This window comes from Streptomyces sp. NPDC093071 (assembly GCF_044754545.1).
Lineage (GTDB): Bacteria > Actinomycetota > Actinomycetes > Streptomycetales > Streptomycetaceae > Streptomyces.
The window spans coordinates 356,831-383,157 of record NZ_JBIVPH010000004.1 but is presented as its reverse complement, the minus strand read 5'-3'; the positions used below and the strand labels follow the sequence as shown (position 1 = coordinate 383,157).

The 26,327-nt window shown below is 71.7% G+C and carries 29 protein-coding genes; 25 read left to right on the top strand and 4 right to left on the bottom strand.

Going from position 1 to position 26,327, the window contains the following annotated elements; translation table 11 throughout:
- The first annotated feature begins 164 nt into the window (after positions 1–164).
- The 10 genes from secY to truA all read left to right on the top strand — a co-directional run bounded on the left by secY (position 165) and on the right by truA (position 7,492).
- Positions 165–1,484, top strand: coding sequence for a preprotein translocase subunit SecY (gene secY, locus ACIQD7_RS18635; RefSeq protein WP_121830636.1), 1,320 nt, complete (start codon positions 165–167; stop codon positions 1,482–1,484).
- The gene (locus ACIQD7_RS18630; protein WP_121830635.1) at positions 1,484–2,131 is read left to right on the top strand and encodes an adenylate kinase; all 648 of its coding nucleotides are present in this window, start codon (positions 1,484–1,486) and stop codon (positions 2,129–2,131) included. Before secY ends, ACIQD7_RS18630 begins: the two co-directional genes overlap by 1 nt.
- Positions 2,132–2,229: 98 nt before the next feature.
- A complete protein-coding gene (gene map / locus ACIQD7_RS18625; protein ID WP_402442784.1) occupies positions 2,230–3,081 on the top strand; it encodes a type I methionyl aminopeptidase in 852 nt (283 codons plus the stop codon).
- Between the two features lie 173 nt (positions 3,082–3,254).
- Positions 3,255–3,476 (top strand): translation initiation factor IF-1, encoded by a 222-nt coding sequence (gene infA, locus ACIQD7_RS18620; protein WP_003956442.1) that lies wholly within the window; start codon positions 3,255–3,257, stop codon positions 3,474–3,476.
- 63 nt (positions 3,477–3,539) lie between these two features.
- Positions 3,540–3,653 carry a 50S ribosomal protein L36 gene (rpmJ, locus tag ACIQD7_RS18615; protein ID WP_003956441.1) on the top strand — a complete coding sequence of 38 codons (114 nt, stop codon included), beginning with the start codon at positions 3,540–3,542 and terminating at the stop codon, positions 3,651–3,653.
- Between the two features lie 189 nt (positions 3,654–3,842).
- Entirely contained in the window at positions 3,843–4,223 is a 381-nt protein-coding gene (rpsM, locus tag ACIQD7_RS18610; protein WP_030209021.1) for a 30S ribosomal protein S13, read from the top strand.
- A 66-nt stretch (positions 4,224–4,289) separates the two neighbouring features.
- Entirely contained in the window at positions 4,290–4,694 is a 405-nt protein-coding gene (rpsK, locus tag ACIQD7_RS18605; RefSeq protein WP_003956432.1) for a 30S ribosomal protein S11, read from the top strand.
- Positions 4,695–4,813: 119 nt separating this feature from the next.
- Positions 4,814–5,836 carry a DNA-directed RNA polymerase subunit alpha gene (locus ACIQD7_RS18600; protein WP_004946635.1) on the top strand — a complete coding sequence of 341 codons (1,023 nt, stop codon included), beginning with the start codon at positions 4,814–4,816 and terminating at the stop codon, positions 5,834–5,836.
- 202 nt (positions 5,837–6,038) lie between these two features.
- Positions 6,039–6,533, top strand: coding sequence for a 50S ribosomal protein L17 (gene rplQ, locus ACIQD7_RS18595; RefSeq protein WP_402442782.1), 495 nt, complete (start codon positions 6,039–6,041; stop codon positions 6,531–6,533).
- A gap of 101 nt (positions 6,534–6,634) precedes the next feature.
- A complete protein-coding gene (gene truA / locus ACIQD7_RS18590; protein WP_402442781.1) occupies positions 6,635–7,492 on the top strand; it encodes a tRNA pseudouridine(38-40) synthase TruA in 858 nt (285 codons plus the stop codon).
- Here the strand turns inward: truA and ACIQD7_RS18585 are convergent.
- Complete coding sequence (locus tag ACIQD7_RS18585) at positions 7,463–8,512, bottom strand: hypothetical protein (protein WP_402442779.1); 1,050 nt, start codon at positions 8,510–8,512, stop codon at positions 7,463–7,465. The genes truA and ACIQD7_RS18585 overlap by 30 nt on opposite strands.
- Before the next feature lie 47 nt (positions 8,513–8,559).
- Between ACIQD7_RS18585 and ACIQD7_RS18580 the strand changes: the two genes are divergently transcribed.
- The 4 genes from ACIQD7_RS18580 to glmM all read left to right on the top strand — a co-directional run bounded on the left by ACIQD7_RS18580 (position 8,560) and on the right by glmM (position 12,934).
- On the top strand, positions 8,560–10,191 hold the full coding sequence (locus ACIQD7_RS18580) for an ABC-F family ATP-binding cassette domain-containing protein (protein WP_121830630.1): 1,632 nt from the start codon (positions 8,560–8,562) through the stop codon (positions 10,189–10,191).
- A gap of 269 nt (positions 10,192–10,460) precedes the next feature.
- A complete protein-coding gene (gene rplM / locus ACIQD7_RS18575) occupies positions 10,461–10,904 on the top strand; it encodes a 50S ribosomal protein L13 (RefSeq protein WP_015035600.1) in 444 nt (147 codons plus the stop codon).
- A gap of 44 nt (positions 10,905–10,948) precedes the next feature.
- On the top strand, positions 10,949–11,461 hold the full coding sequence (gene rpsI / locus ACIQD7_RS18570; protein ID WP_015035601.1) for a 30S ribosomal protein S9: 513 nt from the start codon (positions 10,949–10,951) through the stop codon (positions 11,459–11,461).
- A gap of 114 nt (positions 11,462–11,575) precedes the next feature.
- On the top strand, positions 11,576–12,934 hold the full coding sequence (glmM, locus tag ACIQD7_RS18565) for a phosphoglucosamine mutase (protein ID WP_161374080.1): 1,359 nt from the start codon (positions 11,576–11,578) through the stop codon (positions 12,932–12,934).
- A gap of 70 nt (positions 12,935–13,004) precedes the next feature.
- Here glmM and ACIQD7_RS18560 read toward each other — a convergent pair whose 3' ends face one another.
- Positions 13,005–13,958: a DUF389 domain-containing protein gene (locus ACIQD7_RS18560; protein ID WP_402442778.1), complete on the bottom strand. Its 954-nt coding sequence runs from the start codon at positions 13,956–13,958 to the stop codon at positions 13,005–13,007.
- Positions 13,959–13,991: 33 nt separating this feature from the next.
- On the bottom strand, positions 13,992–15,011 hold the full coding sequence (coaA, locus tag ACIQD7_RS18555) for a type I pantothenate kinase (RefSeq protein WP_402442777.1): 1,020 nt from the start codon (positions 15,009–15,011) through the stop codon (positions 13,992–13,994).
- A gap of 173 nt (positions 15,012–15,184) precedes the next feature.
- Between coaA and ACIQD7_RS18550 the strand changes: the two genes are divergently transcribed.
- From ACIQD7_RS18550 to ACIQD7_RS18515, 8 genes are all read left to right on the top strand, one after another.
- Entirely contained in the window at positions 15,185–15,937 is a 753-nt protein-coding gene (locus ACIQD7_RS18550) for a hypothetical protein (RefSeq protein ID WP_402442776.1), read from the top strand.
- A gap of 73 nt (positions 15,938–16,010) precedes the next feature.
- The gene (gene glmS, locus ACIQD7_RS18545; protein WP_402442775.1) at positions 16,011–17,858 is read left to right on the top strand and encodes a glutamine--fructose-6-phosphate transaminase (isomerizing); all 1,848 of its coding nucleotides are present in this window, start codon (positions 16,011–16,013) and stop codon (positions 17,856–17,858) included.
- 41 nt (positions 17,859–17,899) lie between these two features.
- The gene (locus ACIQD7_RS18540; protein WP_121830625.1) at positions 17,900–18,268 is read left to right on the top strand and encodes a holo-ACP synthase; all 369 of its coding nucleotides are present in this window, start codon (positions 17,900–17,902) and stop codon (positions 18,266–18,268) included.
- A gap of 218 nt (positions 18,269–18,486) precedes the next feature.
- Positions 18,487–19,935: an NAD(P)H-hydrate dehydratase gene (locus tag ACIQD7_RS18535; protein WP_402442774.1), complete on the top strand. Its 1,449-nt coding sequence runs from the start codon at positions 18,487–18,489 to the stop codon at positions 19,933–19,935.
- A gap of 192 nt (positions 19,936–20,127) precedes the next feature.
- Complete coding sequence (alr, locus tag ACIQD7_RS18530) at positions 20,128–21,276, top strand: alanine racemase (RefSeq protein ID WP_402442772.1); 1,149 nt, start codon at positions 20,128–20,130, stop codon at positions 21,274–21,276.
- Between the two features lie 12 nt (positions 21,277–21,288).
- The gene (locus ACIQD7_RS18525) at positions 21,289–22,476 is read left to right on the top strand and encodes an alpha/beta fold hydrolase (protein ID WP_402442770.1); all 1,188 of its coding nucleotides are present in this window, start codon (positions 21,289–21,291) and stop codon (positions 22,474–22,476) included.
- 9 nt (positions 22,477–22,485) lie between these two features.
- Positions 22,486–23,016, top strand: coding sequence for a tRNA (adenosine(37)-N6)-threonylcarbamoyltransferase complex ATPase subunit type 1 TsaE (tsaE, locus tag ACIQD7_RS18520; protein ID WP_202528836.1), 531 nt, complete (start codon positions 22,486–22,488; stop codon positions 23,014–23,016).
- Positions 23,017–23,187: 171 nt separating this feature from the next.
- Positions 23,188–23,337, top strand: a complete 150-nt coding sequence (locus ACIQD7_RS18515; protein WP_402442768.1) for a hypothetical protein — start codon at positions 23,188–23,190, stop codon at positions 23,335–23,337.
- A gap of 52 nt (positions 23,338–23,389) precedes the next feature.
- On the opposite strand, the gene ACIQD7_RS18510 is transcribed toward ACIQD7_RS18515, so the two are convergent.
- A complete protein-coding gene (locus ACIQD7_RS18510; RefSeq protein ID WP_402442766.1) occupies positions 23,390–23,956 on the bottom strand; it encodes a hypothetical protein in 567 nt (188 codons plus the stop codon).
- 96 nt (positions 23,957–24,052) lie between these two features.
- Between ACIQD7_RS18510 and tsaB the strand changes: the two genes are divergently transcribed.
- From tsaB to tsaD, 3 genes are read left to right on the top strand one after another with little or no spacing between them, the layout of a single operon-like run.
- The gene (gene tsaB / locus ACIQD7_RS18505; RefSeq protein WP_161374780.1) at positions 24,053–24,727 is read left to right on the top strand and encodes a tRNA (adenosine(37)-N6)-threonylcarbamoyltransferase complex dimerization subunit type 1 TsaB; all 675 of its coding nucleotides are present in this window, start codon (positions 24,053–24,055) and stop codon (positions 24,725–24,727) included.
- Between the two features lie 23 nt (positions 24,728–24,750).
- Positions 24,751–25,212: a ribosomal protein S18-alanine N-acetyltransferase gene (gene rimI / locus ACIQD7_RS18500; RefSeq protein WP_402443282.1), complete on the top strand. Its 462-nt coding sequence runs from the start codon at positions 24,751–24,753 to the stop codon at positions 25,210–25,212.
- A complete protein-coding gene (tsaD, locus tag ACIQD7_RS18495; RefSeq protein WP_121830617.1) occupies positions 25,209–26,324 on the top strand; it encodes a tRNA (adenosine(37)-N6)-threonylcarbamoyltransferase complex transferase subunit TsaD in 1,116 nt (371 codons plus the stop codon). Before rimI ends, tsaD begins: the two co-directional genes overlap by 4 nt.
- Positions 26,325–26,327 lie beyond the last annotated feature (3 nt).

Here is a 26,327-nt window from a genome sequence, read left to right as displayed (position 1 = left end):
CATCCCCGGTTGGTCGTTCCTAGGGGGGCATGGTCGCCGGTAAGGTGGCGTGCACTGTCTAGGCTCCGTGCGGTATGCCCGCACGGAATTGATGACCGATACCTATTCGTCGAACCTCAAGACCGTCACCCTTGACGCATAGCGCGGGGGTCGCAGGAGGCACCGTGCTCACCGCGTTCGCCCGGGCGTTCAAGACGCCCGACCTGCGCAAGAAGCTGCTCTTCACGCTCGGCATCATCGTGCTGTACCGGCTCGGGGCGCACGTCCCCGTGCCCGGTGTCAGCTACGAGGCCGTCCAGCAGTGTGTCAAGCAGGCCAGCGAGGGCAACAACAGCCTGTTCGGCCTGGTCAACATGTTCAGTGGCGGGGCGCTGCTGCAGATCACCATCTTCGCGCTCGGCATCATGCCGTACATCACGGCGAGCATCATCCTGCAGCTGCTGACCGTCGTGATCCCGCGCCTGGAAGCCCTCAAGAAGGAGGGACAGTCCGGTACCGCCAAGATCACGCAGTACACCCGGTACCTGACGATCGCCCTCGCCATCCTCCAGGGCACCGGCCTCGTCGCCACCGCCAAGAGCGGCGCGCTCTTCAGCGGCTGCATCGTCGCCGACCAGGTCGTCCCCGACCAGTCGATCTTCACCATCGCCGTCATGGTCCTCACCATGACCGCCGGTACGGCCCTCGTCATGTGGCTCGGTGAGCTGATCACCGACCGCGGCATCGGCAACGGCATGTCGATCCTGATGTTCATCTCGATCGCCGCCGGCTTCCCGGGCGCCCTGTGGGCCATCAAGGAGAGCGGCAAGCTCGCCCAGGGCTGGATCGAGTTCGGCGTCGTCATCCTGATCGGCTTCGTGATGGTGGCCCTCGTGGTCTTCGTCGAGCAGGCCCAGCGGCGCATCCCGGTCCAGTACGCGAAGCGCATGATCGGCCGGCGCTCCTACGGCGGTACGTCCACGTACATCCCGCTGAAGGTGAACCAGGCGGGTGTGATTCCCGTCATCTTCGCGTCGTCGCTGCTCTACATCCCGGCCCTCGTCGCGCAGTTCTCGAGCTCCACCTCCGGCTGGAAGACCTGGATCGAAGCCCACTTCGTCAAGGGTGACCACCCGTACTACATCGCCGCCTACTTCCTCCTGATCGTGTTCTTCGCCTTCTTCTACGTGGCGATCTCGTTCAACCCCGAGGAAGTCGCCGACAACATGAAGAAGTATGGTGGCTTCATCCCGGGTATCCGGGCCGGTCGACCTACTGCCGAGTACCTGAGCTACGTGCTCAACAGGATCACTTGGCCGGGCTCGCTGTACTTGGGTCTGATCGCTCTCGTGCCGACGATGGCGTTGGCAGGCTTCGGTGGCGCCAATGCCAACTTCCCCTTCGGCGGGACGAGCATCCTCATCATCGTGGGTGTGGGGCTGGAGACCGTGAAGCAGATCGAGAGCCAGCTCCAGCAGCGCAATTACGAAGGGTTCCTCCGCTGATGCGAATCGTCCTCGTCGGACCGCCCGGTGCGGGCAAGGGCACGCAGGCCGCGTTCCTTGCCAAGAACCTGGACATCCCGCACATCTCCACGGGTGATCTGTTCCGTGCCAACATCTCTCAGGGCACGGAGCTGGGCCTCAAGGCCAAGGCGTTCATGGACGCCGGCGACCTGGTGCCCGACGAGGTGACCATCGGGATGGCCAAGGACCGCATGGAGCAGCCGGACGCCGTGAACGGCTTCCTGCTCGACGGGTTCCCCCGGAACGTCGCTCAGGCGGAGGCGCTGGACGCCGTCCTGAAGGCGGAGGGCATGGAACTCGACGCGGTCCTGGACCTGGAGGTCCCCGAGGACGAGGTCGTCAAGCGGATCGCGGGTCGCCGCATCTGCCGCAAGGACAGTGCGCACGTCTTCCACGTGACGTACAACGCGCCGAAGGTCGAGGGCGTCTGCGACGTCTGCGGCGGCGAGCTCTACCAGCGCGACGACGACTCCGAGGAGACGGTCCGCCGTCGCCTGGAGGTCTACCACACGCAGACCGAGCCGATCATCGACTACTACCGGGCGCAGAACCTGGTCGTGACGATCTCGGCGCTCGGCAAGGTGGACGAGGTCACCGCCAAGGCGATGGCCGCGCTCAAGAAGTAACCCCGGTTCGTTCGACACGGCCGCGGTGCCCCTCGGGGGCGCCGCGGCCGTATCGTTGTTCCGTCCCCCTTTTACCCAGTGGAAAGGCCCCGGCCACGATGGTGCAGATCAAGACCCCCGAGCAGATCGCGAAGATGCGCGAGGCGGGGCTGGTCGTCGCCGCCATCCACGCGGCGACCCGCGAGGCGGCCGTGCCGGGCGCCACGACCCGGGACCTGGACGAGGTCGCGCGGAAGGTCATCGCCGACCACGGGGCGAAGTCGAACTTCCTGGGGTACGGCGGGTTCCCCGCGACGATCTGCACCTCGGTGAACGAGGTCGTCGTCCACGGCATCCCCGACGACAAGACCGTCCTCAAGGACGGCGACGTCATCTCGATCGACTGCGGCGCGATCGTGGACGGCTGGCACGGCGACGCGGCCTACACGGCCTTCGTGGGCACGGGCCACGCCCCGGAGCTGATCGAGCTCTCGCGGGTGACGGAGGAGTCGATGTGGGCCGGCATCGCGGCCATGAAGACCGGCAACCGCCTGGTCGACGTCTCCCGGGCGATCGAGACCTACATCAAGCGGCAGCCGCGGCCGGCGGTCGGCGACCACAGCCTCGGCCGGTACGGGATCATCGAGGACTACGGCGGCCACGGCATCGGCACCGAGATGCACATGGACCCGCACCTCCTGAACTACGTCTCCCGCAAGCGCGGCAAGGGCCCGAAGCTGGTCCCGGGCTTCTGCCTGGCCATCGAGCCCATGGTCTCCCTCGGCACCCCCCGCACGGAGGTCCTGGAGGACGACTGGACCGTCATCACCACCGACGGCACCTGGTCCTCCCACTGGGAGCACAGCGTGGCCGTGACGGAGGAGGGCCCCCTGGTCCTGACGGCGGTCGACGGGGGCAAGGCGAAGCTGGCGGAGCTGGGAATCACGGCGGCTCCGGATCCGTTGGCGTGAGTACGCATTTTCTACGGTGCGGTGCCTTGCGTAAGGATCATTTCGGGTGGGCAGACTTCCCGATTCGTCTTTTCCTGGGGCCTGACGTAGACTGATGCGTCGGCTCTCGTGTACCCGTGTGTCCGCACGCGGCGGCGAAAGTCGATCAAGGTAGCCGATTCGAAAGGCGAAGCGTGGCCAAGAAGCAAGGTGCCATCGAGATCGAGGGCACCGTGATCGAGTCCCTCCCGAACGCCATGTTCAAGGTGGAGCTCCAGAACGGTCACAAGGTCCTCGCGCACATCTCCGGCAAGATGCGGATGCACTACATCCGGATCCTCCCGGACGACCGGGTCGTCGTGGAGCTCTCTCCGTACGACCTGACGCGTGGCCGGATCGTCTACCGCTACAAGTAGATCTTGCCCGCACCCCGCCTCCGCGCGCGGGTGGTGGCACTGACCCGGAGAACCTCACATCCCATGAAGGTCAAGCCGAGCGTCAAGAAGATCTGCGACAAGTGCAAGGTGATCCGCCGTCACGGCCGGGTCATGGTCATCTGCGACAACCTGCGCCACAAGCAGCGCCAGGGCTGACGCACGCCGACCGACCTGCATTTCGCAGTTCTTCGCGCGACGCATAGCAACACGTACATACGCAGAGCCCGTCCGACCGTGTCCCACGGTTGACGGCACCTCCGGCGGGGGCCGGGGACCCGACCTGTACCTCATACGGCAGCCGGGAACGGTTCTGCAGCAGACCCCCGAGAACACAGGAGCCATTGAATGGCACGCGTTTCCGGTGTTGACATCCCGCGCGAAAAGCGTGTGGTGGTCGCACTCACCTACGTCTTCGGCATCGGGCGCACCCGGTCCGAGGAGATTCTCGCCGCGACCGGCGTGAACCCGTCCACCCGTGTCCGCGACCTCGCCGAGGAAGACCTCGTCAAGATCCGCGAGTACGTGGACGCCAACCTCCGTACCGAGGGTGACCTCCGCCGTGAGATCGCCGCCGACATCCGCCGCAAGGTCGAGATCGGCTGCTACCAGGGCCTCCGCCACCGTCGTGGCCTGCCCGTCCGCGGTCAGCGCACCAGCACGAACGCCCGTACCCGCAAGGGCCCGCGTCGCGCCATCGCCGGCAAGAAGAAGCCGGGCAAGAAGTAGTCCTCAGCGGACGCTTGACCAAGCGGTCTTCGCTGTAGGACCGACCACCTCCCGTAGGAGTTATAGATGCCCCCCAAGGGTCGTCAGGGCGCTGCCAAGAAGGTGCGCCGCAAGGAAAAGAAGAACGTCGCTCACGGCCACGCGCACATCAAGAGCACGTTCAACAACACGATCGTCTCGATCACGGACCCCTCGGGCAACGTGATCTCCTGGGCCTCCGCCGGCCACGTCGGCTTCAAGGGCTCGCGCAAGTCCACCCCCTTCGCCGCGCAGATGGCCGCCGAGTCGGCCGCCCGCCGCGCGCAGGAGCACGGGATGCGCAAGGTCGACGTCTTCGTCAAGGGTCCCGGCTCCGGCCGTGAGACCGCGATCCGCTCCCTCCAGGCCACCGGCCTCGAGGTCGGCTCGATCCAGGACGTCACCCCCACGCCGCACAACGGCTGCCGTCCCCCCAAGCGCCGCCGCGTCTGACGCACGGACTGCTTGATTCAGGACTTCGGGCGGTACGGCTCCTCGGGGCCGTGCCGCCCGTACCCTTGCAGTACAAGTCGGACGTCAAATAGTGGGCGTCCACGACTGAAGGACACAACATGCTTATCGCTCAGCGTCCGTCGCTGACCGAAGAGGTCGTCGACGAGTTCCGCTCCCGGTTCGTGATCGAGCCGCTGGAGCCGGGCTTCGGCTACACCCTCGGCAACTCCCTCCGCCGTACCCTCCTCTCCTCGATCCCGGGTGCCGCCGTCACCAGCATCCGCATCGACGGCGTCCTGCACGAGTTCACCACCGTGCCCGGCGTCAAGGAGGACGTCACCGACCTCATCCTGAACATCAAGCAGCTGGTCGTCTCCTCGGAGCACGACGAGCCGGTCGTGATGTACCTGCGCAAGCAGGGCCCGGGTCTGGTCACCGCCGCCGACATCGCGCCCCCGGCCGGTGTCGAGGTGCACAACCCCGACCTCGTCCTGGCGACCCTGAACGCCAAGGGCAAGCTGGAGATGGAGCTGACCGTCGAGCGCGGTCGCGGCTACGTCTCCGCCGTGCAGAACAAGCAGGTCGGCCAGGAGATCGGCCGCATCCCGGTCGACTCCATCTACTCGCCGGTGCTCAAGGTCACGTACAAGGTCGAGGCGACCCGTGTCGAGCAGCGCACCGACTTCGACAAGCTGATCGTCGACGTCGAGACCAAGCAGGCCATGCGGCCGCGCGACGCCATGGCGTCCGCTGGCAAGACGCTGGTCGAGCTGTTCGGTCTGGCGCGCGAGCTCAACATCGACGCCGAGGGCATCGACATGGGCCCGTCCCCGACGGACGCCGCCCTGGCCGCCGACCTGGCGCTGCCGATCGAGGAGCTGGAGCTCACCGTCCGCTCCTACAACTGCCTCAAGCGCGAGGGCATCCACTCCGTGGGCGAGCTCGTGGCGCGCTCCGAGGCGGACCTGCTCGACATCCGCAACTTCGGTGCGAAGTCGATCGACGAGGTCAAGGCGAAGCTGGCCGGTATGGGCCTGGCGCTGAAGGACTCGCCGCCCGGGTTCGACCCGACCGCCGCGGCGGACGCCTTCGGCGCCGATGACGACGCGGATGCCGGGTTCGTCGAGACCGAGCAGTACTGAGAACTCGGGCCTCACGGTCCGTACCCGGCTGCGGGTGAGCTGTGCTTGATCGCGCTCACACGGCGGAGCCGTACATCAGCTCCGCCCCGCGCCCCTTCCGGGCGCCTCCACGAGGCCTTCCGGATCTCCGACGGGTGACCGCCCGCTCGGACACTGACATCGGTACCTCATACGGCCGGTGCAGATCACAAGGAGAAACACCATGCCGCGTCCCGCGAAGGGTGCCCGCCTCGGCGGTTCCGCCGCGCACGAGAAGCTGCTCCTCGCCAACCTGGCGAAGTCGCTCTTCGAGCACGGCCGCATCACCACGACCGAGGCCAAGGCCCGCCGCCTGCGTCCGGTCGCCGAGCGCCTGATCACCAAGGCGAAGAAGGGCGACATCCACAACCGTCGCCTGGTGCTGCAGACGATCACCGACAAGGGCGTCGTCCACACCCTCTTCACCGAGATCGCCCCGCGTTACACGGAGCGTCCGGGTGGCTACACCCGCATCACCAAGATCGGCAACCGTCGTGGCGACAACGCCCCGATGGCCGTGATCGAGCTGGTCGAGGGCGAGATCGCCAAGAAGGCGACCGTCGCCGAGGCCGAGGCCGCCACCAAGCGCGCCGTCAAGGAGGCCGACGAGGCCCCCAAGGCCGAGGAGACCAAGGCCGACGAGGCTCCGGCGGAGCCCGTCGAGGACTCGACCAAGTAAGAAACGTGAAGGACGCGTAAGCGTTTTTCCGGCTGTTTCGTGTGCGGGCCCGTACCCCCTGGGGTGCGGGCCCGTTCCCGTGTGTTTGAGAGGATCTCCGCGTGAGCGACGACGTGCAGGACGGTTTCGTACGGGTCCGGATGGACCTTTCGTACGACGGCAAGGACTTCTCCGGCTGGGCCAAGCAGGCCCACGGGCAGCGGACCGTCCAGGGGGACATCGAGGACGCCCTGCGGACCGTGACCCGGTCCAAGGAGACGTACGAGCTGACCGTCGCCGGGCGGACCGACGCCGGCGTGCACGCGCGCGGGCAGGTCGCCCACGTCGACCTGCCCGTGGAGCTGTGGGAGGAGCACCGCGACAAGCTGCTGCGGCGGCTCGCCGGCCGCCTCGCGCACGACGTGCGGATCTGGTCCCTGACCGAGGCCCCCGGCGGCTTCAACGCCCGCTTCTCCGCGATCTGGCGCCGCTACGCCTACCGCGTCACCGACAACCCCGGCGGGGTCGACCCGCTGCTGCGCGGGCACGTGCTCTGGCACGACTGGACCCTCGACATGGACGCCATGAACGAGGCCGCCGCCGCGCTCGTCGGCGAACACGACTTCGCCGCGTACTGCAAGAGGCGCGAGGGCGCCACCACCATCCGCACCCTCCAGGAGCTGCGCTGGGAGCGGCGGTCCGACGGCGTCCTCGAAGCGACCGTCAAGGCGGACGCCTTCTGCCACAACATGGTCCGCTCGCTCGTCGGCGCGCTGCTCTTCGTCGGCGACGGGCACCGGCCGGTGGACTGGCCGGGCAAGGTGCTCGCGGCCGGGGTCCGGGACTCGGCCGTGCACGTCGTGCGCCCGCACGGCCTCACCCTCGAAGAGGTCGGCTACCCGGCCGACGAGCTGCTCGCCGCCCGGAACCGGGAGGCGCGCAACAAGCGGTCACTGCCCGGGAGCGCCGGCTGCTGCTGAGGCCTGGGACTTGCCGCGGGCGTAGATCTGGTTGAAGGCGAAGGTGGCCAGGTCGTCGCTCGACCGGAAGACGCCCTGGTCGGCCTTGGTGACCTTCTTGCCGTTGGTGAAGCCGGCCTGGGTGAAGTACGCGTAGCGGCCGATCGCGTTCGACCGGCGCAGGCAGACCGTGGCGCGGCAGAAGTCGCCCACGCCCGCGCCGGCCAGGGGTGCGATGCCGCCGGTCGCCTGGTCCTTGGCCTTGAGGGCCGCGGCCTCGGAGGGGAAGACGGCGACGCCGACGGTGACCGCCACGCCGTCCCGCACGTAGGTGGCGCGGAGGACCTTCTGGCAGCCGTTCCCCTTCAGGACGGAGCCGAGGCCGCCCTGGGTGACGGCCGCGCAGTTCGTCGTGGCGGAGGTCGCGCCCTTCTTGTACGGACGGCCGCTCATGGTCAGCTTCTTGCCCGGGAAGAGGCCCTCGGCGGTGAGCGGGGCCTTGTCCTTCTTCGGGTCCGAGATGTAGTCCTTCGGGTTCGGCGGGGGCGGCGGCGCCACCGAGGAGAAGGTCGGCTCGGGGGTGGGGGCCTCGGTGGGGGAGGCCGAGGCGGTGGGGGTCCCGCCGCCGTTCTTCGCGGTGTCGTCCTTCTTGCCGGTGACCACCACGGCGGTGGCGACGACCGCGCCGACGACCAGGGCGGCCAGGACCCCGCCGCCGACCGCCAGGAGGCGCTTGCGGCGGGCGCGGGAGGCCGAGGCGTCGGCCAGGGCGCTCCAGTCGGGGGTGGGACCGCCGCCGCCCTGCGGGGCGGGGAAGGGGCCGGGGGCCGGGGCGGTGCCGCCCTGGGGGCCGGGGTATCCGTAGCCGCCCGCCCCCTGCCCGTATCCCTGTCCCTGACCCTGCTGCCCGTACGCCTGGCCCTGGCCCTGTTGCCCGTCACCGCCGGGCCGCTGTCCGTACGCACCCCGGCCCTGCTCGCCGTACCCCTGCTGCCCCTGTCGCTGCGGATCCTGCGGCCACTGCGGTCCCCCAAAGCTCATGCCGCGCATCCTAAACCGGTTGGGCCGGGCCGACGCGGGCGGCGACAATGCACCTCATGGGACACGTCGAGGCCGCACATCTTGAGTACTACCTTCCCGACGGGAGGGTCCTGCTCGGGGACGCCTCCTTCCGGGTGGGGGAGGGGGCCGTCGTCGCCCTCGTCGGGGCCAACGGCGCCGGCAAGACCACGCTCCTCCGGATGATCGCCGGAGAGCTCCAGCCGCACGGCGGCTCCGTCACCGTCAGCGGCGGCCTCGGCGTGATGCCGCAGTTCGTCGGCTCCGTACGGGACGGGTCGACCGTCCGCGACCTGCTCGTCTCGGTCGCGCAGCCGCGCATCCGGGAGGCCGCGAAGGCGGTGGACGAGGCCGAGCACCTGATCATGACCGTCGACGACGAGGCCGCGCAGATGAGGTACGCGCAGGCGCTCTCCGACTGGGCCGAGGTGCAGGGGTACGAGGCGGAGACCCTCTGGGACATCTGCACCACGGCCGCGCTCGGCGTCCCGTACGAGAAGGCGCAGTTCCGGGAGGCCCGGACGCTCTCCGGCGGCGAGCAGAAGCGGCTGGTGCTCGAAGCGCTGCTGCGCGGCCCCGACGAGGTGCTGCTCCTGGACGAGCCGGACAACTACCTCGACGTGCCCGGCAAGCGGTGGCTGGAGGAGCGGCTGCGGGAGACCCGCAAGACCGTGCTCTTCATCTCCCACGACCGGGAGCTGCTCTCCCGGGCCGCGCAGAAGATCGTCGCGGTCGAGCCCGGTCCGGCCGGTTCGGACGTGTGGGTGCACGGCGGCGGCTTCGACACCTTCCACGACGCGCGGCGCGAGCGGTTCGCCCGCTTCGAGGAGCTGAAGCGGCGCTGGGAGGAGAAGCACGCCCAGCTGAAGAAGCTCGTGGTGAACCTGCGGCAGGCGGCCGCGGTCAGCCACGAGATGGCCTCGCGGTACGCGGCGGCGCAGACCCGGCTGCGGAAGTTCGAGGAGGCCGGGCCGCCGCCGGAGCCGCCGCGCGAGCAGGACATCCGGATGCGGCTGCGCGGCGGACGGACCGGGGTGCGGGCCGTGACCTGCGAGAACCTTGAGCTGACCGGTCTGATGAAGCCGTTCTCCCTGGAGGTCTTCTACGGGGAGCGGGTGGCCGTCCTCGGCTCGAACGGCTCCGGCAAGTCGCACTTCCTGCGGCTGCTCGCCGGGGACGGGTCGGTCGCGCACACGGGGACGTGGAAGCTGGGCGCCCGGGTCGTGCCCGGTCACTTCGCGCAGACCCACGCCCATCCGGAGCTGGCCGGGCGCCCGCTGGTCGACATCCTGTGGTCGGAGCACTCCAAGGACCGGGGCGGGGCGATGTCCGTGCTGCGCCGGTACGAGCTGGAGCGCCAGGGCGACCAGCCCTTCGACAAGCTCTCGGGCGGCCAGCAGGCCCGCTTCCAGATCCTGCTGCTCGAACTGGCGGGGACGACGGCGCTGCTCCTCGACGAGCCGACGGACAACCTGGACCTGGAGTCGGCCGAGGCGCTCCAGGACGGTCTGGAGTCGTACGAGGGGACGGTGATGGCCGTCACGCACGACCGCTGGTTCGCGAAGAGCTTCGACCGGTTCCTGGTCTTCGGCTCCGACGGGGTCGTACGGGAGACGAGCGAGCCGGTGTGGGACGAGCGACGGGTCGACCGGGCGCGGTAGGGGACGCGGACGTGGCAGGGGACCGGGCGCGGTAGAGGCGGTGCGGCGGGCCCCGCGCGTTTTGACCCGTCCGGGGTGGCGCGGGTACTGTTGCGGTTTGTTATGCGTAGTGGCTTCGCCGGTCTCCGGCGAGAGGCCCTTGCGCAGGTTCCCTGGAGCAGTTACCAGTGGCTCGCATACGGGCGTCGTTCCCGGCAGTGCAGGCCCCAGCTGCATGATCGCTTCAGGTGTGTCTGGACTCCATCCACTGAAGAAGCGAAGGCTACGAAGTGCGTACGTACAGCCCCAAGCCCGGCGATGTCACTCGCCAGTGGCACATCATCGACGCGCAGGACGTTGTCCTGGGCCGTCTCGCGACCACGGCCGCGAACCTCCTGCGAGGCAAGCACAAGCCGGTGTACGCGCCCCACATGGACATGGGCGACTTCGTCATCATCATCAACGCCGACAAGGTCCACCTGTCCGGCAACAAGAAGACCCAGAAGCTGGCGTACCGCCACTCCGGCTTCCCGGGCGGTCTGCGCTCCGTCCGCTACGACGAGCTGCTGGACAAGAACCCCGAGAAGGCCGTCGAGAAGGCCATCAAGGGCATGATCCCCAAGAACACCCTGGGCCGTCAGATGCTCTCGAAGCTGAAGGTCTACGCGGGCGAGAACCACCCGCACGCTGCTCAGCAGCCGGTCCCGTTCGAGATCACCCAGGTCGCGCAGTAGTTCCGGCCACACCCCCTAAGAACGAAAGAAATCTGAGGAGCATCGTGGCCGAGACCACCCCCGAGACCCCCGTCGACGAGTTCGAGGGCGTCGAGGAGTACACCACCGAGACCGAGCTCGTCGAGGGTGAGTACACCTCCGAGTCGCTCGCGTCCCGCTTCGGCGACCCGCAGCCGGCCGCCGGCCTGGGCCGTCGCAAGAACGCCATCGCCCGCGTCCGGATCGTTCCGGGCACCGGCAAGTGGAAGATCAACGGTCGCACCCTTGAGGACTACTTCCCCAACAAGGTGCACCAGCAGGAAGTCAACGAGCCCTTCAAGGTGCTCGAGCTCGACAACCGCTACGACGTCATCGCCCGCATCGCGGGTGGCGGTGTCTCCGGTCAGGCCGGCGCCCTGCGCCTCGGCGTGGCCCGTGCGCTGAACGAGGCGGACGTCGAGAACAACCGCCCGGCGCTGAAGAAGGCCGGCTTCCTCTCCCGCGACGACCGTGCGGTCGAGCGCAAGAAGGCCGGTCTCAAGAAGGCCCGCAAGGCCCCGCAGTACAGCAAGCGTTAATCGCCTGCTCGGTCTGCATTCCGTACGCCCCGGCGGCACTGCCCGTGCCGTCGGGGCGTACGTTTTTTCATACGCTCTTTCATAAGCTCGGGCACGCATTCTCGGAGGACAGCTGTGGGACGACTCTTCGGCACGGACGGCGTACGCGGCGTCGCCAACGCGGATCTGACGGCGGAGCTGGCGCTCGGCCTGTCCGTGGCGGCGGCGCACGTGCTCGCCGAGGCGGGCACCTTCGAGGGGCATCGGCCGACCGCCGTGGTCGGGCGCGACCCGCGCGCGTCCGGAGAGTTCCTGGAGGCGGCCGTCGTGGCCGGCCTCGCCAGCGCCGGCGTCGACGTGCTGCGCGTCGGCGTCCTGCCGACCCCGGCCGTGGCCCACCTCACCGGCGTCCTCGGCGCCGACCTCGGCGTGATGCTCTCCGCGAGCCACAACGCCATGCCCGACAACGGCATCAAGTTCTTCGCGCGCGGCGGCCACAAGCTGGCCGACGAACTGGAGGACAAGATCGAAGCCGTGTACGAGGAGCACCGCACCGGCGCGCCCTGGGACCGTCCGACCGGGGCCGGCGTCGGCCGCGTCCGCGACTACGACGAGGGCTTCGACACGTACGTCGCCCACCTCATCGCGGTCCTCCCCAACCGGCTCGACGGTCTGAAGGTCGTCCTGGACGAGGCCCACGGCGCCGCCTCCCGCGTCTCGCCCGAGGCCTTCGCCCGGGCCGGCGCCGAGGTGATCACCATCGGCGCCCAGCCGGACGGCCTCAACATCAACGACGGCTGCGGCTCCACCCACCTCGACCTGCTCCGGGCCGCCGTGGTCGAGCACGGCGCCGACCTGGGCGTCGCCCACGACGGCGACGCCGACCGCTGCCTCGCCGTGGACGCGGCGGGCAACGAGGTCGACGGCGACCAGATCCTCGCCGTGCTCGCCCTCGCCATGCGCGAGGCCGGGACCCTGCGCGGCGACACGGTCGTCGCGACCGTCATGTCCAACCTGGGCTTCAAGCTCGCCATGGAGCGCGAGGGCCTGAACCTCGTCCAGACGGCGGTCGGCGACCGCTACGTCCTGGAGTCCATGAAGGAGCACGGCTACGCGCTCGGCGGCGAGCAGTCGGGCCACGTCATCGTGCTCGACCACGCCACCACCGGCGACGGCACCCTCACCGGCCTCATGCTGGCCGCCCGGGTCGCCGCCACCGGCAAGTCCCTCGCGGACCTCGCCGGGGTGATGGAGCGGCTGCCGCAGATCCTCATCAACGTCAAGGACGTCGACAAGTCGCGCGTCACCACCTCCGGCGAGCTGGCCGCCGCCGTCACCGAGGCCGAGCGCGAGCTCGGCTCCACCGGCCGGGTGCTGCTCCGCTCCTCGGGCACCGAGCCGCTGGTCCGCGTCATGGTCGAGGCCGCCGACATCGAGCAGGCCCGGTCGGTCGCGCAGCGCCTCGCGGACGTCGTGAAGTCCGCTCTGGGCTAGCCTTCCTGAGGCACCGTCATGCGGGAACGGCCCCGCCGCACCGGACTCCGGTACGGCGGGGCCTTCTCCGTCAGCGGCCCTTGCGCGACGGGCGGCGCCAGCGGCCGCGCTGGGTGTCCCACAGGGCCCGCTGCGCGTACAGCGTCGCCGTCCCGGCGAGGGCGATGCCGAAGAGGTTGAGCGCCAGCTGCTCGACCGAGCCCCACATCTGGCCCAGGTCGCCGTAGGCGAGCGCCACCGCCGCGTTCGCGCCCGCCGGGACCGTCGTCACCGAGATCGCCACGCCCACCAGGGCCCCCGATTTGGCGGAGGTCAGGGAGAGGGTGCCGGCCGCGCCCGCGAGCAGCGCCACGACGAAGGAGAACGGGTCGGGCTGCCAGACGAAGCGGGTGTTGGGGCGGTCCGCCTCCAGCTGGGCCCGGCTGAACAGGTCGAGCGCGTCCATCGCCAGGCTGAACAGCGTGGTGGCCGCGATGGCCACCGCGAAGCCCACGAACAGCGCGAGCAGCGAGCGCGCGGCCAGCCTCGGGGCGCGCCGCACCACCGCCGTGCAGATCCCGGCGAGCGGGCCGAACTCCGGGCCGACCGCCATCGCGCCCACGATCAGGATCGCGTTGTCCAGGACGACGCCGCATGCCGCGATCATGGTGGCCAGGACCATGAACGCGCAGTACGTGACCGAGAGCGTCGACTCCTCGTGCGTCGCCTCCGTGAGCTCCTCCCAGAGCACCGCGTCGGCGGCCTCGCCGGGCGCCTCCCGCTCGGCGGCGTCGGCCCGCTCGGACAGCGACAGGTCGATGTTCTGGACGGCGATCGAACCGTCCTCGACGAGGCCGAGGCCGCGCAGCTCGCGCAGGAGTTCGTCGCCCGCCTCGCGGGCCACGTCGCACGTCACCAGGTCCCCGGCCGGGTCACGGGCCGCGCCCGGCAGGACCACCAGGTGGGCGGTCCCGACGGTCGACTCGATCAGGTCGGTCGCGGCCCGGGTGCGGTCGGACGGGACGATCATCCGCAGATGCAGCATGGGCAGAGCCTACGGAGGCGGAGCCCGGCGCGGTCAGAGCTTGCGCAGGCTCAGCTTCTGCACCTTGTGGTCGGGGCCCTTGCGGACCACGAGGGTCGCCCGGCCGCGCGTGGGCGCCACGTTCTCCAGGAGGTTCACCTTGTTGACGGTCCGCCACATGGTGCGGGCGTAGTCGAAGGCCTCCTCCTCGGAGACCTGGGTGTAGCGGCGGAAGTACGAGGAGGGGTCCTGGAACGCGGTGTCGCGCAGCTTGCGGAAGCGGTTCAGGTACCAGCGCTCGATGTCCTCCGCGCGCGCGTCCACGTACACCGAGAAGTCGAAGTAGTCGGCGAGGCCGACGCGGGTCCGGCCGTCCTTGCCGGGCAGGGCGGGCTGGAGGACGTTCAGGCCCTCCACGATCAGGACGTCCGGGCGGCGCACGACGAGCCGCTCGCCGGGCACCCGGTCGTAGATCAGGTGCGAGTAGACCGGGGCGGTGACCTCGTCCTTGCCGGCCTTGACGTCCGCGACGAACCGGGTCAGGGCCCGGCGGTCGTACGACTCGGGGAAGCCCTTGCGGGACATCAGGCCGCGCGCCTTCAGCTCCTCCATCGGGTAGAGGAAGGCGTCCGTGGTGACCAGCTCCACGCGCGGGTGCTCCGGCCAGCGGGCGAGGAGGGCCTGGAGGAGCCGGGAGACCGTGGACTTGCCGACGGCGACCGAGCCGGCGACCCCTATGACGAAGGGGGTGCCGCGCTGCTCGGCGCTCTCGCCGAGGAAGGTGTTCAGGGCGCCGCGCAGGCCGCTGGTGGCCTGCACGTACAGGTTGAGCAGCCGGGACAGCGGCAGGTAGACGTCCCGCACCTCGTCGAGGTCGATGACGTCCCCGAGGCCGCGGAGCCGCTCGACCTCCTCGGCGGTGAGGGGCAGCGGCGTCTTGTCGCGCAGGGCGCTCCACTCGGCGCGGGTGAGGTCGACGTACGGGGTCGCCTCGGACGGACGGCGGTGTCCGTTTCCGTGGCGGGGGCCCTGGTGCCCGTCCCCGTGGGCGCTTCGTGGCGGCGAAGTGATCACACCGCCATTGTCGGGGGTCGGGGCCCGCCGTGGGTGGTGGGGTCGGTCACGCGGCAAAAGGGCTGGTCGTGCCCGCGGCCTTGGGCGATCATGTCCTCTGCCGCGTGCAACCCGGTCTCACGCGGGGGGAGCCGCCGTCCGGCGGCACGAAGAGAAGCAGAGAGCCACCACGCATGGGTACGTCCATCCGCACCGTCGCCGTCGCCACGACCGCCGTCTCCCTCGCCCTGCTCGCCACGGCCTGCAGCGGCGGGGACGGCGGCAAGGACGCGGGCAAGGGGTCCGCCGCGCCGAGCGCCTCCGCCACCGGCGCGGCTCCCGCCGCGAAGGCGCTGTCCGCCGCCGAGCTGGAGAAGCTGATCGTCGAGCAGGCCGACCTGCCCGGCCACCAGGTGCAGAAGGCCAAGGCCGGCGACATGGTGAAGCCGGAGACCGTCGCCACCGACAAGGCCGCCTGCAAGCCGCTCGCCGACGCCATGGCGTTCGTCGCGACCGGCAGCCCGGCCGCGTCCGTGCAGCGCAAGGCCGTCGAGGTGCCCAAGAAGACGGGCTCCCCGGAGGACGCCCTGGGGGCGCTCGCCGCGCCGGTGACGAGCGTGACGCTCGGCTCGTACGAGGGGCAGGGCGCGCAGGAGGCCTTCGCCTCGCTGAAGGCGGCCGGGACCGACTGCGCGGGCGGCTTCGCGATCACCGGCGAGGGCCAGGAGGCGAAGGTCACCAAGGTGGCGCCGGAGACGCTGTCCGCGGGCGAGGAGGCGCTGGCCTGGACGGTGACCGCGGACGTGGACGGCTCCCCGTTCGTCACCAAGCTGGTCGTCTTCCGCCAGGGCGGCACGCTGGCCTCGTTCTCCTCGTTCAGCCTCGCGGGCGCGGTCAAGGAGCTCCCGAAGGCCGTGGTCGAGGCCCAGGCGAAGAAGCTGGGCTGACGCCTTCCGTCCCTCCGGGGGGAGCCCGTGTCGGCTCCGTCCGGTGGGCCCGGTTCCGCCGTAGTCTTCCGACATGTGCGGAATCGTGGGATACGTCGGCGGTCAGTCGGCGCTTGATGTGGTGGTCGCGGGCCTCAAGCGGCTCGAATACCGGGGCTACGACTCGGCCGGTGTCGCGGTGCTCTCCGACGGGGGCCTCGCCGCGGCCAAGCGGGCGGGCAAGCTCGTCAACCTGGAGAAGGAGCTGGCCGAACGGCCGCTGCCCGGCGGCTCCGTGGGGGTCGGGCACACCCGCTGGGCCACCCACGGCGGCCCGACCGACACCAACGCGCACCCGCACCTGGACAACGCGGGGCGGGTCGCCGTCGTCCACAACGGCATCATCGAGAACTTCGCCGCCCTGCGCGGGGAGCTGGCGGAGCGCGGCCACGACCTGGCGTCCGAGACGGACACCGAGGTCGTCGCCCATCTGCTCGCCGAGGAGTTCTCCTCCACCGGGGACCTGGCCGAGTCCATGCGGCTGGTGTGCCGGCGGCTCGACGGGGCGTTCACCCTGGTCGCCGTGCACGCCGACCAGCCGGGCGTGGTGGTCGGCGCCCGCCGCAACTCCCCGCTCGTCGTCGGCGTCGGCGAGGGCGAGAACTTCCTCGCCTCCGACGTCTCCGCTTTCATCGCCCACACCCGCTCCGCGATCGAGCTGGGCCAGGACCAGGTGGTCGAGCTGACCCGGGAGGGCGTCGCCGTCACCGACTTCGACGGGGTGCCCGCCGACGTGCGGTCCTACCACGTCGACTGGGACGCCTCCGCCGCCGAGAAGGGCGGCTACGACCACTTCATGCTCAAGGAGATCGCCGAGCAGCCCAAGGCTGTCGCCGACACCCTCCTCGGCCGGATCGACGCCTCCGGGCGGCTCACCCTGGACGAGGTGCGCATCCCCGACACGGTGCTCCGCGAGGCCGACAAGATCGTGGTCGTGGCGTGCGGCACCGCCTTCCACGCCGGGCTCATCGCCAAGTACGCCATCGAGCACTGGACCCGGATCCCCTGCGAGGTCGAGCTCGCCAGCGAGTTCCGCTACCGGGACCCGATCCTGGGCCCGCGCACCCTGGTGATCGCGATCTCCCAGTCCGGCGAGACCATGGACACCCTGATGGCGCTGCGGCACGCGCGCGAGCAGGGCGCGAAGGTCCTCGCCGTCTGCAACACCAACGGCTCCACCATTCCGCGCGAGTCCGACGCGGTGCTCTACACGCACGCCGGGCCCGAGATCGCCGTCGCCTCCACCAAGGCCTTCCTGACCCAGCTCGTCGCCTGCTACCTGCTCGCGCTCTACCTCGGGCAGGTGCGGGGCACGAAGTGGGGCGACGAGATCCTCGCCGTCGTGCGCGAACTCGCCCGCATCGGCGACGAGGTCGAGCGCGTCCTGGAGACGATGGAGCCGGTGCGGGCCCTGGCCCGCTCCCTCGCCCACAAGGACACCGTCCTCTTCCTGGGCCGGCACGTCGGCCACCCGGTGGCCCTGGAGGGCGCCCTGAAGCTCAAGGAGCTGGCGTACATGCACGCCGAGGGCTTCGCGGCGGGCGAGCTCAAGCACGGGCCGATCGCGCTCATCGAGGAGGACCTGCCGGTCGTGGTCGTGGTGCCCTCGCCCAAGGGCCGGTCCGTCCTCCACGACAAGATCGTCTCCAACATCCAGGAGATCAGGGCGCGCGGCGCCCGTACGATCGTGATCGCGGAGGAGGGCGACGAGGCGGTCGTCCCGTACGCCGACCACCTCGTCCGGATCCCCGCCACGCCTACGCTGCTCCAGCCGCTGGTCTCCACGGTGCCGCTCCAGGTCTTCGCCTGCGAGCTCGCCACCGCGCGGGGCAACGAGGTCGACCAGCCGCGCAACCTGGCCAAGTCCGTGACCGTGGAGTGAGTGGGCTCGTGGAGTGAGCGGGCTCGGGGAGTGAGTGGGAAATGATCATCGGGGTGGGGATCGACGTGGCGGAGATCGACCGGTTCGCCGCGTCGATCGAGCGGACGCCGGGGCTGCTGGACCGGCTCTTCGTCGAGGAGGAGCTGCTGCTGCCGAGCGGCGAGCGGCGCGGGATCGCCTCGCTCGCCGTGCGGTTCGCGGCGAAGGAGGCCCTCGCGAAGGCGCTCGGCGCGCCGGCCGGGCTGCACTGGACGGACGCCGAGGTGTACGTCGAGGAGACCGGGCAGCCGCGCCTGCGGGTCCGGGGGACGGTGGAGGCGCGGGCGGTGGAGCTGGGCGTGAAGCACTGGCACGTGTCGCTGAGCCACGACGCGGGGGTGGCGTCGGCGGTGGTGATCGCGGAGGGGTGAGCGGTACGCCCCGGGGCCCGGCCGTTCGGAAACGGCCGGGCCCCGGGACGTGTGGCGCGCGCGGCTGCCAGGGCCGGCGACAGGTTGTGTGTACCGCGCGCGTGCGGAGTGGTGGGACGCCATCCGACCTACTTAGGTAAGCCTAAGCTAAGTTGAACGGCGGGCGGTGTCAACCCTCCTCCGGGCGGACCCCCGCCGCCTGCGGCAGACTGCTGGCCATGCGTACCGCTTACCGCGTGGAGACCGTCCGGGCCGCCGAGGCCGCCCTCATGGCCCGTCTTCCGGAGGGCGCCCTCATGGGCAGGGCCGCCGCCGGACTCGCCGCCGCCTGCTGCTCGCTGCTCGGGAAGGGGCGGGTGTACGGGGCCCGGGTCGTCGTCCTCGCCGGGACCGGCGACAACGGCGGCGACGCGCTGTACGCCGGGGCCCGGCTCGCCCGGCGCGGCGCGGGCACGACCGCCGTACTGCTCGGCGCGAAGGCCCACGAGGGCGGGCTCGCGGCCTTCCTGGCGGCGGGCGGGCGGATCGCGGACGACCCCTTCGAGCCGCTCGCCGGGGCCGACCTCGTCCTCGACGGGATCACCGGCATCGGCGGACGCGGGGGGCTGCGGCCCGACGCCGTCCCCGTCGCCCGGGCCGCGCGCGGCTCCGACGCCGTCGTGGTCGCCGTCGACCTGCCGAGCGGCGTCGACGCCGACACCGGGGAGGTCGCCGGGGAGGCGCTGCGGGCCGACGTGACGGTCACCTTCGGGACGTACAAGCCGGGGCTGCTCGTCGACCCGGCGCACGCGTACGCGGGCGCGCTGCGGCTCGTGGAGATCGGGCTCGACGCGACCCTGCCGGGGGTGCCGGACCTCGAAGCGCTCCAGCACGAGGACGTGGCGCGGCTGCTGCCGGTGCCGGGCGCCGAGAGCGACAAGTACCGGCGCGGGGTCGTCGGCGTCGTCGCCGGCTCCGCCCGCTACCCCGGCGCCGCCGTCCTCGCCGTGACCGGGGCGCTGCAGGGCGGGGCGGGGGCCGTGCGGTACGTCGGGGCCGGCGGGGAGGCGGTGCTCGCCGCGCACCCCGAGACCCTGGTGCACACCGGGCCGCCGCAGAAGGCCGGGCGGGTCCAGGCCTGGGTCGTCGGGCCGGGCCTCGGGGAGGAGCCCGGGGCGCGGGAGGCGGTCGCGGACGTCCTCGCCTCCGACGTGCCCGTCCTGGTCGACGCGGACGGGCTGCGGGGCCTCGACCCGGCGGTCGTACGGGGCCGGAGCGCGCCCACCCTCCTCACCCCGCACGCGGGCGAGGCGGCGGCGCTGCTCTCCGCCACGCGGGAGGAGGTCGAGGCGGGGCGGCTCGCGGCGGTCCGCGAACTGTCGGACCGCTTCGGCGCGACGGTCCTCCTCAAGGGCTCCACGACGCTCGTGCACGACGGCACCGGTCCCGTACGGGTGAACCCGACCGGGACCTCCTGGCTCGCCACCGCCGGGAGCGGCGACGTCCTCTCCGGCCTGGCGGGCTCCCTCCTCGCGGCGGGCCTCCCACCCGTCGACGCGGCCTCCTGCGCCGCCTACCTCCACGGCCTCGCGGCCCGCCGAGCCTCGTCGGGCACGGCCCCGGTGACGGCGACGGAGGTGGCGGGATCCCTGCGGGGTGCTTGGAGCGACGTGATGACGCCGTCGTAGGGCTCGGAGCCGGGACTCCCGCGACCCACCCGCTTCGGCGACTCGCCCGGGTTCATGACGGAACACCCCCTTTCGTTCACCGTGTTGGCGGGCGGGTCGGAGCAGGCCGGGAGCAGGGGGCGCTCGTGAGGGTGACCGGGGCTACAGCCCGGGAAAGCGGTGTCGGGGGGTGCACCTGAGAGACTGGGCGCGATGACTGAGACACCGCCGCCCCGCAGAGCCCGCGCCGAGATCGACCTCGGGGCGTTGCGTGCGAACGTCCGCACGCTGCGCGCCCGCGTCGCCCCCCACGTCCGGATCATGGCCGTGGTGAAGGCCGACGCGTACGGACACGGTGCCGTGCGCTGTGCCCGGGCCGCCCTGGAGGCGGGGGCGGACTGGCTCGGGACGGCCACCCCGCACGAGGCGCTCGCGCTGCGGGCCGCCGGGATCACGGACGTTCCCGTCATGTGCTGGCTCTGGACCCCCGGCGACCCCTGGGAGCAGGGCATCGAGGCCGGGCTCGACATGTCCGTCAGCGGGATGTGGGCCCTGCGGGAGGTCGTCGCGGCCGCCCGCGCCACCGGGAAGGGCGCCCGCGTGCAGCTCAAGGCCGACACCGGCCTCGGCCGCAACGGCTGCCAGCCCGCCGACTGGCCCGAGCTCGTCGGGGAGGCGCTGAAGGCCGAGGCCGAGGGGCTGCTCAAGGTCACCGGCCTCTGGTCGCACCTCGCCTGCGCCGACGAGCCCCACCACCCCTCCATCGCCGCCCAGCTCGACGTCTTCCGCTCGATGCTCGACTACGCGGAGAAGGCCGGCGTCGACCCCGAGGTCCGGCACATCGCCAACTCGCCGGCCACCCTCACCCTCCCCGAGTCCCACTTCGACCTCGTCCGGCCCGGCATCGCCGTCTACGGCATCTCGCCCAGCCCCGAGCTCGGCACCTCCGCCGAACTCGGCCTGCGGCCCGTCATGTCGCTCAAGGCCGGCGTCGCGCTCGTCAAGCAGGTCCCCGCCGGACACGGCGTCAGCTACGGCCACCACTACGTCACCGACGGCGAGACCACCCTCGGCCTCGTCCCGGTCGGATACGCCGACGGCGTCCCCCGGCACGCCTCCGGACGCGGCCCCGTCCTCGTCGGGGACACCGTCCGCACGATCGCCGGCCGCGTCGCCATGGACCAGTTCGTGCTCGACCTCGGCGGGGAGACCCCCGAGCCCGGCACCGAGGCCGTGCTCTTCGGCCCCGGCGACCGGGGCGAACCCACCGCCGAGGACTGGGCGGTGGCCGCCGACACCATCGCGTACGAGATCGTCACCCGGATCGGCGCGCGCGTCCCGCGCGTCTACCTGGGCGAATGAGGAGGAGCGCCCGTGGGGGAGTCCAGTAGCGGCACCTGGCGCCGCGCCGGTTTCGCCGGTGCCGCGATAGGCGTCCTGGCGGCCGGAGCCGCCGCCGGAGTCGCCGTCGAGCGGCTCACGGTGGGCCGTTCCGTACGCCAGAAGGCCCGGCTCGCCCTGGACGCCACCGGCCCCTACGGGGGACTCCGGGGCACCCCCGGCCGCGCCCTCGCCGACGACGGGACCGTGCTCTACTACGAGGTCGACGAGGTCGACGAGGGCAGCGGCGACGACGGCGCCTCCGCCCGGCTCCGGCGGCTCTTCGGGCGCCGCCGCCCCGCCCCCGTCACCGTCGTCTTCAGCCACGGCTACTGCCTCAACCAGGACTCCTGGCACTTCCAGCGGGCCGCCCTGCGCGGTCTCGTGCGGACCGTCCACTGGGACCAGCGCAGCCACGGGCGCTCGGGCCGGGGCGTCGCCCAGGCCGGTCCCGACGCCGTCCCCGTCTCCATCGAACAGCTCGGCCGCGACCTCAAGGCCGTCGTCGACGTCGCCGCCCCCGAGGGCCCCCTCGTCCTCGTCGGGCACTCCATGGGCGGCATGACGGTGATGGCGTTCGCCGAGCAGTACCCGGAGCTGACGCGCGACCGGGTCGTCGGCGTCGCCTTCGTCGGCACCTCCGCCGGAAAGCTGAACGAGGTCACGTACGGCCTCCCCGTCATGGGCGTCAACGCCGTCCGGCGGATCCTGCCGGGCGTCCTGCGGACCCTCGGCGCCCAGGCGGAGCTGGTCGAGCGCGGCCGCCGGGCGACGGCCGACCTCTTCGCCGGGCTCGTCAAGAAGTACTCGTTCGCCTCGAAGGACGTGGACCCGGCGGTCGCCCGCTTCGCCGAGCGGATGATCGAGTCCACCCCCATCGACGTGGTCGCCGCCTTCTACCCGGCCTTCGCGGAGCATGACAAGTCCGCCTCCCTGCCCGCCCTCCGCGACCTGCCGGTGCTCGCGCTCGCCGGGGACCGCGACCTCGTCACCCCCGGCTCCCACACCGAGGCCATCGCCGCCCTCCTCCCCGACGCCGAGCTGGTGATCGTCCCGGACGGCGGCCACCTGGTGATGCTGGAGCACCCGGAGGCCGTCACCGACCGCCTCGCCGACCTGCTCGTACGGGCCGGGGCCGTGCCGGAGGCGACGACGGCGAGGACGGACCCCGGCAAAAGCTAGATTGGCGGTATGGAAGCAGCGCACTCCTCCGTACCCCCCGTGCCCGGCGACGCCACGCCCGTCTCCGAGGCCACCCTCTCCGTCGACTCCCCGGAGCGGATGCGGGAGCTGGGCCGCCGGCTCGCCAAGGTGCTCCGCCCCGGCGACCTCGTCATGCTCACCGGCGAGCTCGGCGCCGGGAAGACCACGCTCACCCGCGGCCTCGGCGAGGGGCTCGGGGTGCGCGGCGCCGTCACCTCCCCGACCTTCGTCATCGCCCGCGTCCACCCGTCCCTGGTCGGCGGCCCGGCCCTGGTCCACGTCGACGCGTACCGCCTAGGCGGCGGGCTCGACGAGATGGAGGACCTCGACCTGGACGTCTCGCTGCCCGAGTCCGTGGTGGTCGTGGAGTGGGGCGACGGCAAGGTCGAGGAGCTGACCGACGACCGGCTGCACCTGCTGATCCACCGCGTCACCGGCGACACCGACGACGACCGGCGCACGGTCGTGCTGCGCGGCGTCGGGGCGCGCTGGGCGGGGGAGGAGCTGGGCGCGCTCTGATCCCTCCCGTCCCGCCTCCCACGTATGTTCCGACAACGTGTCGGCAAAATGTTGCGTGGGCCGTGCGCGCCGTGGTCCCATGGACGCACGAGCTGGTTAGGTGTACCTAACCTACGGGAGGCAGGCATGGCGACGCCGGAGCGCGCGGAACCCGGTCGGGAGCACGTCACGATGAGCGAACTGCTGGCGTCCTGCGTGGCCGCCCGCACCCTCTCGACCCCGCCGAGACCGCGCCCCGAGGACGCCGCCGACGACGACGCCGCCGACGTGTACGGGGAGTACGGCGCCTACGGGCGGGTGGAGGGGGACGAGGCCGCCTAGCGGTCCGTCCGTACGGTCACGCGGCCGCACGCACCGTTCGTGCCGGCGCCGCTCAGGCGACGACGACGATCTTCGTGCCGATCACCGCGAACGTCCACAGCGCGTTCCCGTCGGCCCGCTTCATGCGGACGCCGCCGGTCTTCTTCGCCGGGTCCGGCTCCGGCATCGAGCCGTCCACCGCCGCGCTGAAGCCGATCGCCACGTCCTGGGTCGTCGCGAACCGCACCACGTGCTCGATCTGCACCCCGTCCGAGCCGCGCACCGAGCCCGACCGCGAGGTCACCGCGTAGGCGCCCGGCGGCGGGGACACCGTGCTCGGCATCACCGTGAACGTACGGGTGACCTTGCCGTTCCCGTTCACCAGCCACACCCGGCGGTCGGAGAGGCCGTACACGACCCGCTCCCCGGTGCCCGAGGCCGCCGGGACGGCGAGCGGGTCGCGGTCGGGCTGCTTCGGGCCGCCGCTCGGGGAGGTCGAGGGGGTCGCCGTGCTCGGGGCCTTCGGCTTGGCCGAGAGGTCCTCGGGGACGTTCGCGGAGGCCTGGTAGGCGAGGAAACAGACCGCGGCGACCGCCGCCGCCGTGAGCCCGGCCACGAATCCCGAGCTGCTCCGTGCCACCGTGCCCACCTCTCGTACGAATGTGTCGAAGGGTGACGGTAGCAGCCGCCGCCCCGGGGGTCGGGGCAGCGTGCCCGGGAGCCGTAGGCTGTTCGCGTGCTGTTGCTCGCCATGGATACCGCCACCCCCGCCGTCACCGTCGCCCTCCACGACGGCGAGGCCGTCGTCGCCTCGTCGAGCCGGGTCGACGCCCGCCGCCACGGGGAGCTGCTGCTGCCCGCCGTCGACCGGGTCCTCCAGGAGGCCGGCCTGACGCTCGACGCGGTCACCGGCCTGGTCGTCGGCGTCGGCCCCGGCCCGTACACCGGCCTGCGCGTCGGGCTCGTCACGGCCGCCGCCTTCTCGTCCGCGCTCGGCGTGCCCGTGCACGGCCTGTGCACCCTCGACGGCCTCGCGTACGCCTCCGGGATCGACGGCCCCTTCGCCGTCGCCACGGACGCGCGCCGCAAGGAGGTCTACTGGGCGCGCTACGACGACTTCCGCACCCGCGCGACCGACGCGGCCGTCGACCGGCCCGCCGACATCGCCGAAGCCCTCGCCGGGCTCCCGGTCGTCGGCGCGGGCGCCCTCCTCTACCCCGAGGCCTTCCCCGACGCCCGCGACCCCGAGCACCAGTCGGCCGCCGCGCTCGCCGCCCTCGCGGCGGAGAAGCTCGCGGCCGGGGACGCGGGGGCGGGGGAGGCCGGGGGCTTCCTCGACCCGCTGCCGATGTACCTGCGCCGCCCCGACGCCCAGGTGCCGAAGAACTACAAGGTGGTCACGCCCCAGTGACCGGCGGCGTCGAACTGCGCGAGATGCGCTGGTGGGACATCGAACCGGTGCTCACCCTCGAGGACGAGCTGTTCCCCGAGGACGCCTGGTCGGCGGGGATGTTCTGGTCCGAGCTCGCGCACTCCCGGGGGCCGGGCGCCACCCGCCGGTACGTCGTCGCGGAGGACCCCGGCGGCCGGCTCGTCGGCTACGCCGGGCTCGCCGCCGCCGGAGGCCTCGGCGACGTGCAGACCATCGCCGTCTCCCGCGACCAGTGGGGCACCGGGCTCGGCGCCCGGCTCCTCACCGACCTGCTCCAGCACGCCACCGCCTTCGAGTGCGACGAGGTCCTGCTCGAAGTGCGCGTGGACAACACCCGGGCCCAGAAGCTCTACGAGCGCTTCGGCTTCGAGCCCATCGGTTTCCGGCGCGGCTACTACCAGCCGGGAAACGTCGACGCGCTCGTGATGCGACTGACCGTTCAAGGAACTGGGACTGAGATCTGATGGCTGACGAACCCCTCGTACTCGGCATCGAGACCTCCTGCGACGAGACCGGCGTCGGCATCGTCCACGGGACCACCCTCCTCGCCGACGCCATCGCCTCCAGCGTCGACACCCACGCCCGCTTCGGCGGCGTCGTGCCCGAGATCGCCTCCCGCGCGCACCTGGAGGCGATGGTCCCGACGATCGAGCGCGCCCTGAAGACCGCCGGGGTCTCCGCGAAGGACCTCGACGGCATCGCCGTCACCGCCGGGCCCGGCCTCGCGGGCGCGCTGCTCGTCGGCGTCTCGGCGGCCAAGGCGTACGCCTACGCCCTCGGCAAGCCGCTCTACGGCGTCAACCACCTGGCCTCGCACATCTGCGTCGACCAGCTGGAGCACGGCAGGCTGCCCGAGCCGACGATGGCCCTGCTCGTCTCCGGCGGGCACTCCTCGCTGCTGCTCTCCACCGACATCACCTCCGACGTGCGGCCGATGGGCGCCACCATCGACGACGCGGCCGGCGAGGCCTTCGACAAGATCGCCCGCGTGCTCGACCTCGGCTTCCCCGGCGGACCGGTCATCGACCGGCTCGCCCGGGAGGGCGACCCGGAGGCGATCCACTTCCCGCGCGGTCTGAGCAGCGCCAAGGACCCGGCGTACGACTTCTCCTTCTCCGGCCTCAAGACGGCTGTGGCCCGCTGGATCGAGGCGAAGAAGGCGGCCGGCGAGGAGGTGCCGGTGCGGGACGTGGCCGCGTCCTTCCAGGAGGCGGTCGTGGACGTGCTCACCCGCAAGGCCGTCCGGGCCTGCAAGGACGAGGGCGTCGACCACCTGATGATCGGCGGCGGCGTGGCCGCGAACTCGCGGCTGCGGGCCCTCGCCCAGGAGCGCTGCGAGCGCGCCGGGATCCGGCTGCGGGTGCCCCGGCCGGGCCTGTGCACGGACAACGGCGCGATGGTCGCGGCCCTCGGCTCCGAGATGGTCGCCCGGGGCCGGGCCGCCTCCGACCTGGAGCTGTCGGCGGACTCCTCGCTGCCGGTGACGGACCCGCACGTGCCGGGCGCCCACGCGCACGGCCACTCCCACGATCACGACCACGTGCACGAGGTCAGCAAGGAGAACCTGTACTCGTGAGGC

Excerpts from the sequence above, each read along its gene's own strand:
- rpsK (WP_003956432.1), top strand. The coding sequence starts at position 4,290 with ATGCCCCCCAAGGGTCGTCAGGGCGCTGCCAAGAAGGTGCGCCGCAAG.
- rplQ (WP_402442782.1), top strand. The coding sequence starts at position 6,039 with ATGCCGCGTCCCGCGAAGGGTGCCCGCCTCGGCGGTTCCGCCGCGCAC.
- ACIQD7_RS18540 (WP_121830625.1), top strand. The coding sequence starts at position 17,900 with ATGATCATCGGGGTGGGGATCGACGTGGCGGAGATCGACCGGTTCGCC.
- ACIQD7_RS18535 (WP_402442774.1), top strand. The coding sequence starts at position 18,487 with ATGCGTACCGCTTACCGCGTGGAGACCGTCCGGGCCGCCGAGGCCGCC.
- alr (WP_402442772.1), top strand. The coding sequence starts at position 20,128 with ATGACTGAGACACCGCCGCCCCGCAGAGCCCGCGCCGAGATCGACCTC.
- ACIQD7_RS18515 (WP_402442768.1), top strand. The coding sequence starts at position 23,188 with ATGAGCGAACTGCTGGCGTCCTGCGTGGCCGCCCGCACCCTCTCGACC.
- ACIQD7_RS18560 (WP_402442778.1), bottom strand. The coding sequence starts at position 13,958 with ATGCTGCATCTGCGGATGATCGTCCCGTCCGACCGCACCCGGGCCGCG.
- ACIQD7_RS18585 (WP_402442779.1), bottom strand. The coding sequence starts at position 8,512 with ATGAGCTTTGGGGGACCGCAGTGGCCGCAGGATCCGCAGCGACAGGGG.
- ACIQD7_RS18580 (WP_121830630.1), top strand. The coding sequence starts at position 8,560 with ATGCACCTCATGGGACACGTCGAGGCCGCACATCTTGAGTACTACCTT.
- map (WP_402442784.1), top strand. The coding sequence starts at position 2,230 with ATGGTGCAGATCAAGACCCCCGAGCAGATCGCGAAGATGCGCGAGGCG.
- glmS (WP_402442775.1), top strand. The coding sequence starts at position 16,011 with ATGTGCGGAATCGTGGGATACGTCGGCGGTCAGTCGGCGCTTGATGTG.
- rpmJ (WP_003956441.1), top strand. The coding sequence starts at position 3,540 with ATGAAGGTCAAGCCGAGCGTCAAGAAGATCTGCGACAAGTGCAAGGTG.
- rpsM (WP_030209021.1), top strand. The coding sequence starts at position 3,843 with ATGGCACGCGTTTCCGGTGTTGACATCCCGCGCGAAAAGCGTGTGGTG.
- ACIQD7_RS18550 (WP_402442776.1), top strand. The coding sequence starts at position 15,185 with ATGGGTACGTCCATCCGCACCGTCGCCGTCGCCACGACCGCCGTCTCC.
- tsaE (WP_202528836.1), top strand. The coding sequence starts at position 22,486 with ATGGAAGCAGCGCACTCCTCCGTACCCCCCGTGCCCGGCGACGCCACG.
- rimI (WP_402443282.1), top strand. The coding sequence starts at position 24,751 with ATGCGCTGGTGGGACATCGAACCGGTGCTCACCCTCGAGGACGAGCTG.
- ACIQD7_RS18630 (WP_121830635.1), top strand. The coding sequence starts at position 1,484 with ATGCGAATCGTCCTCGTCGGACCGCCCGGTGCGGGCAAGGGCACGCAG.
- ACIQD7_RS18600 (WP_004946635.1), top strand. The coding sequence starts at position 4,814 with ATGCTTATCGCTCAGCGTCCGTCGCTGACCGAAGAGGTCGTCGACGAG.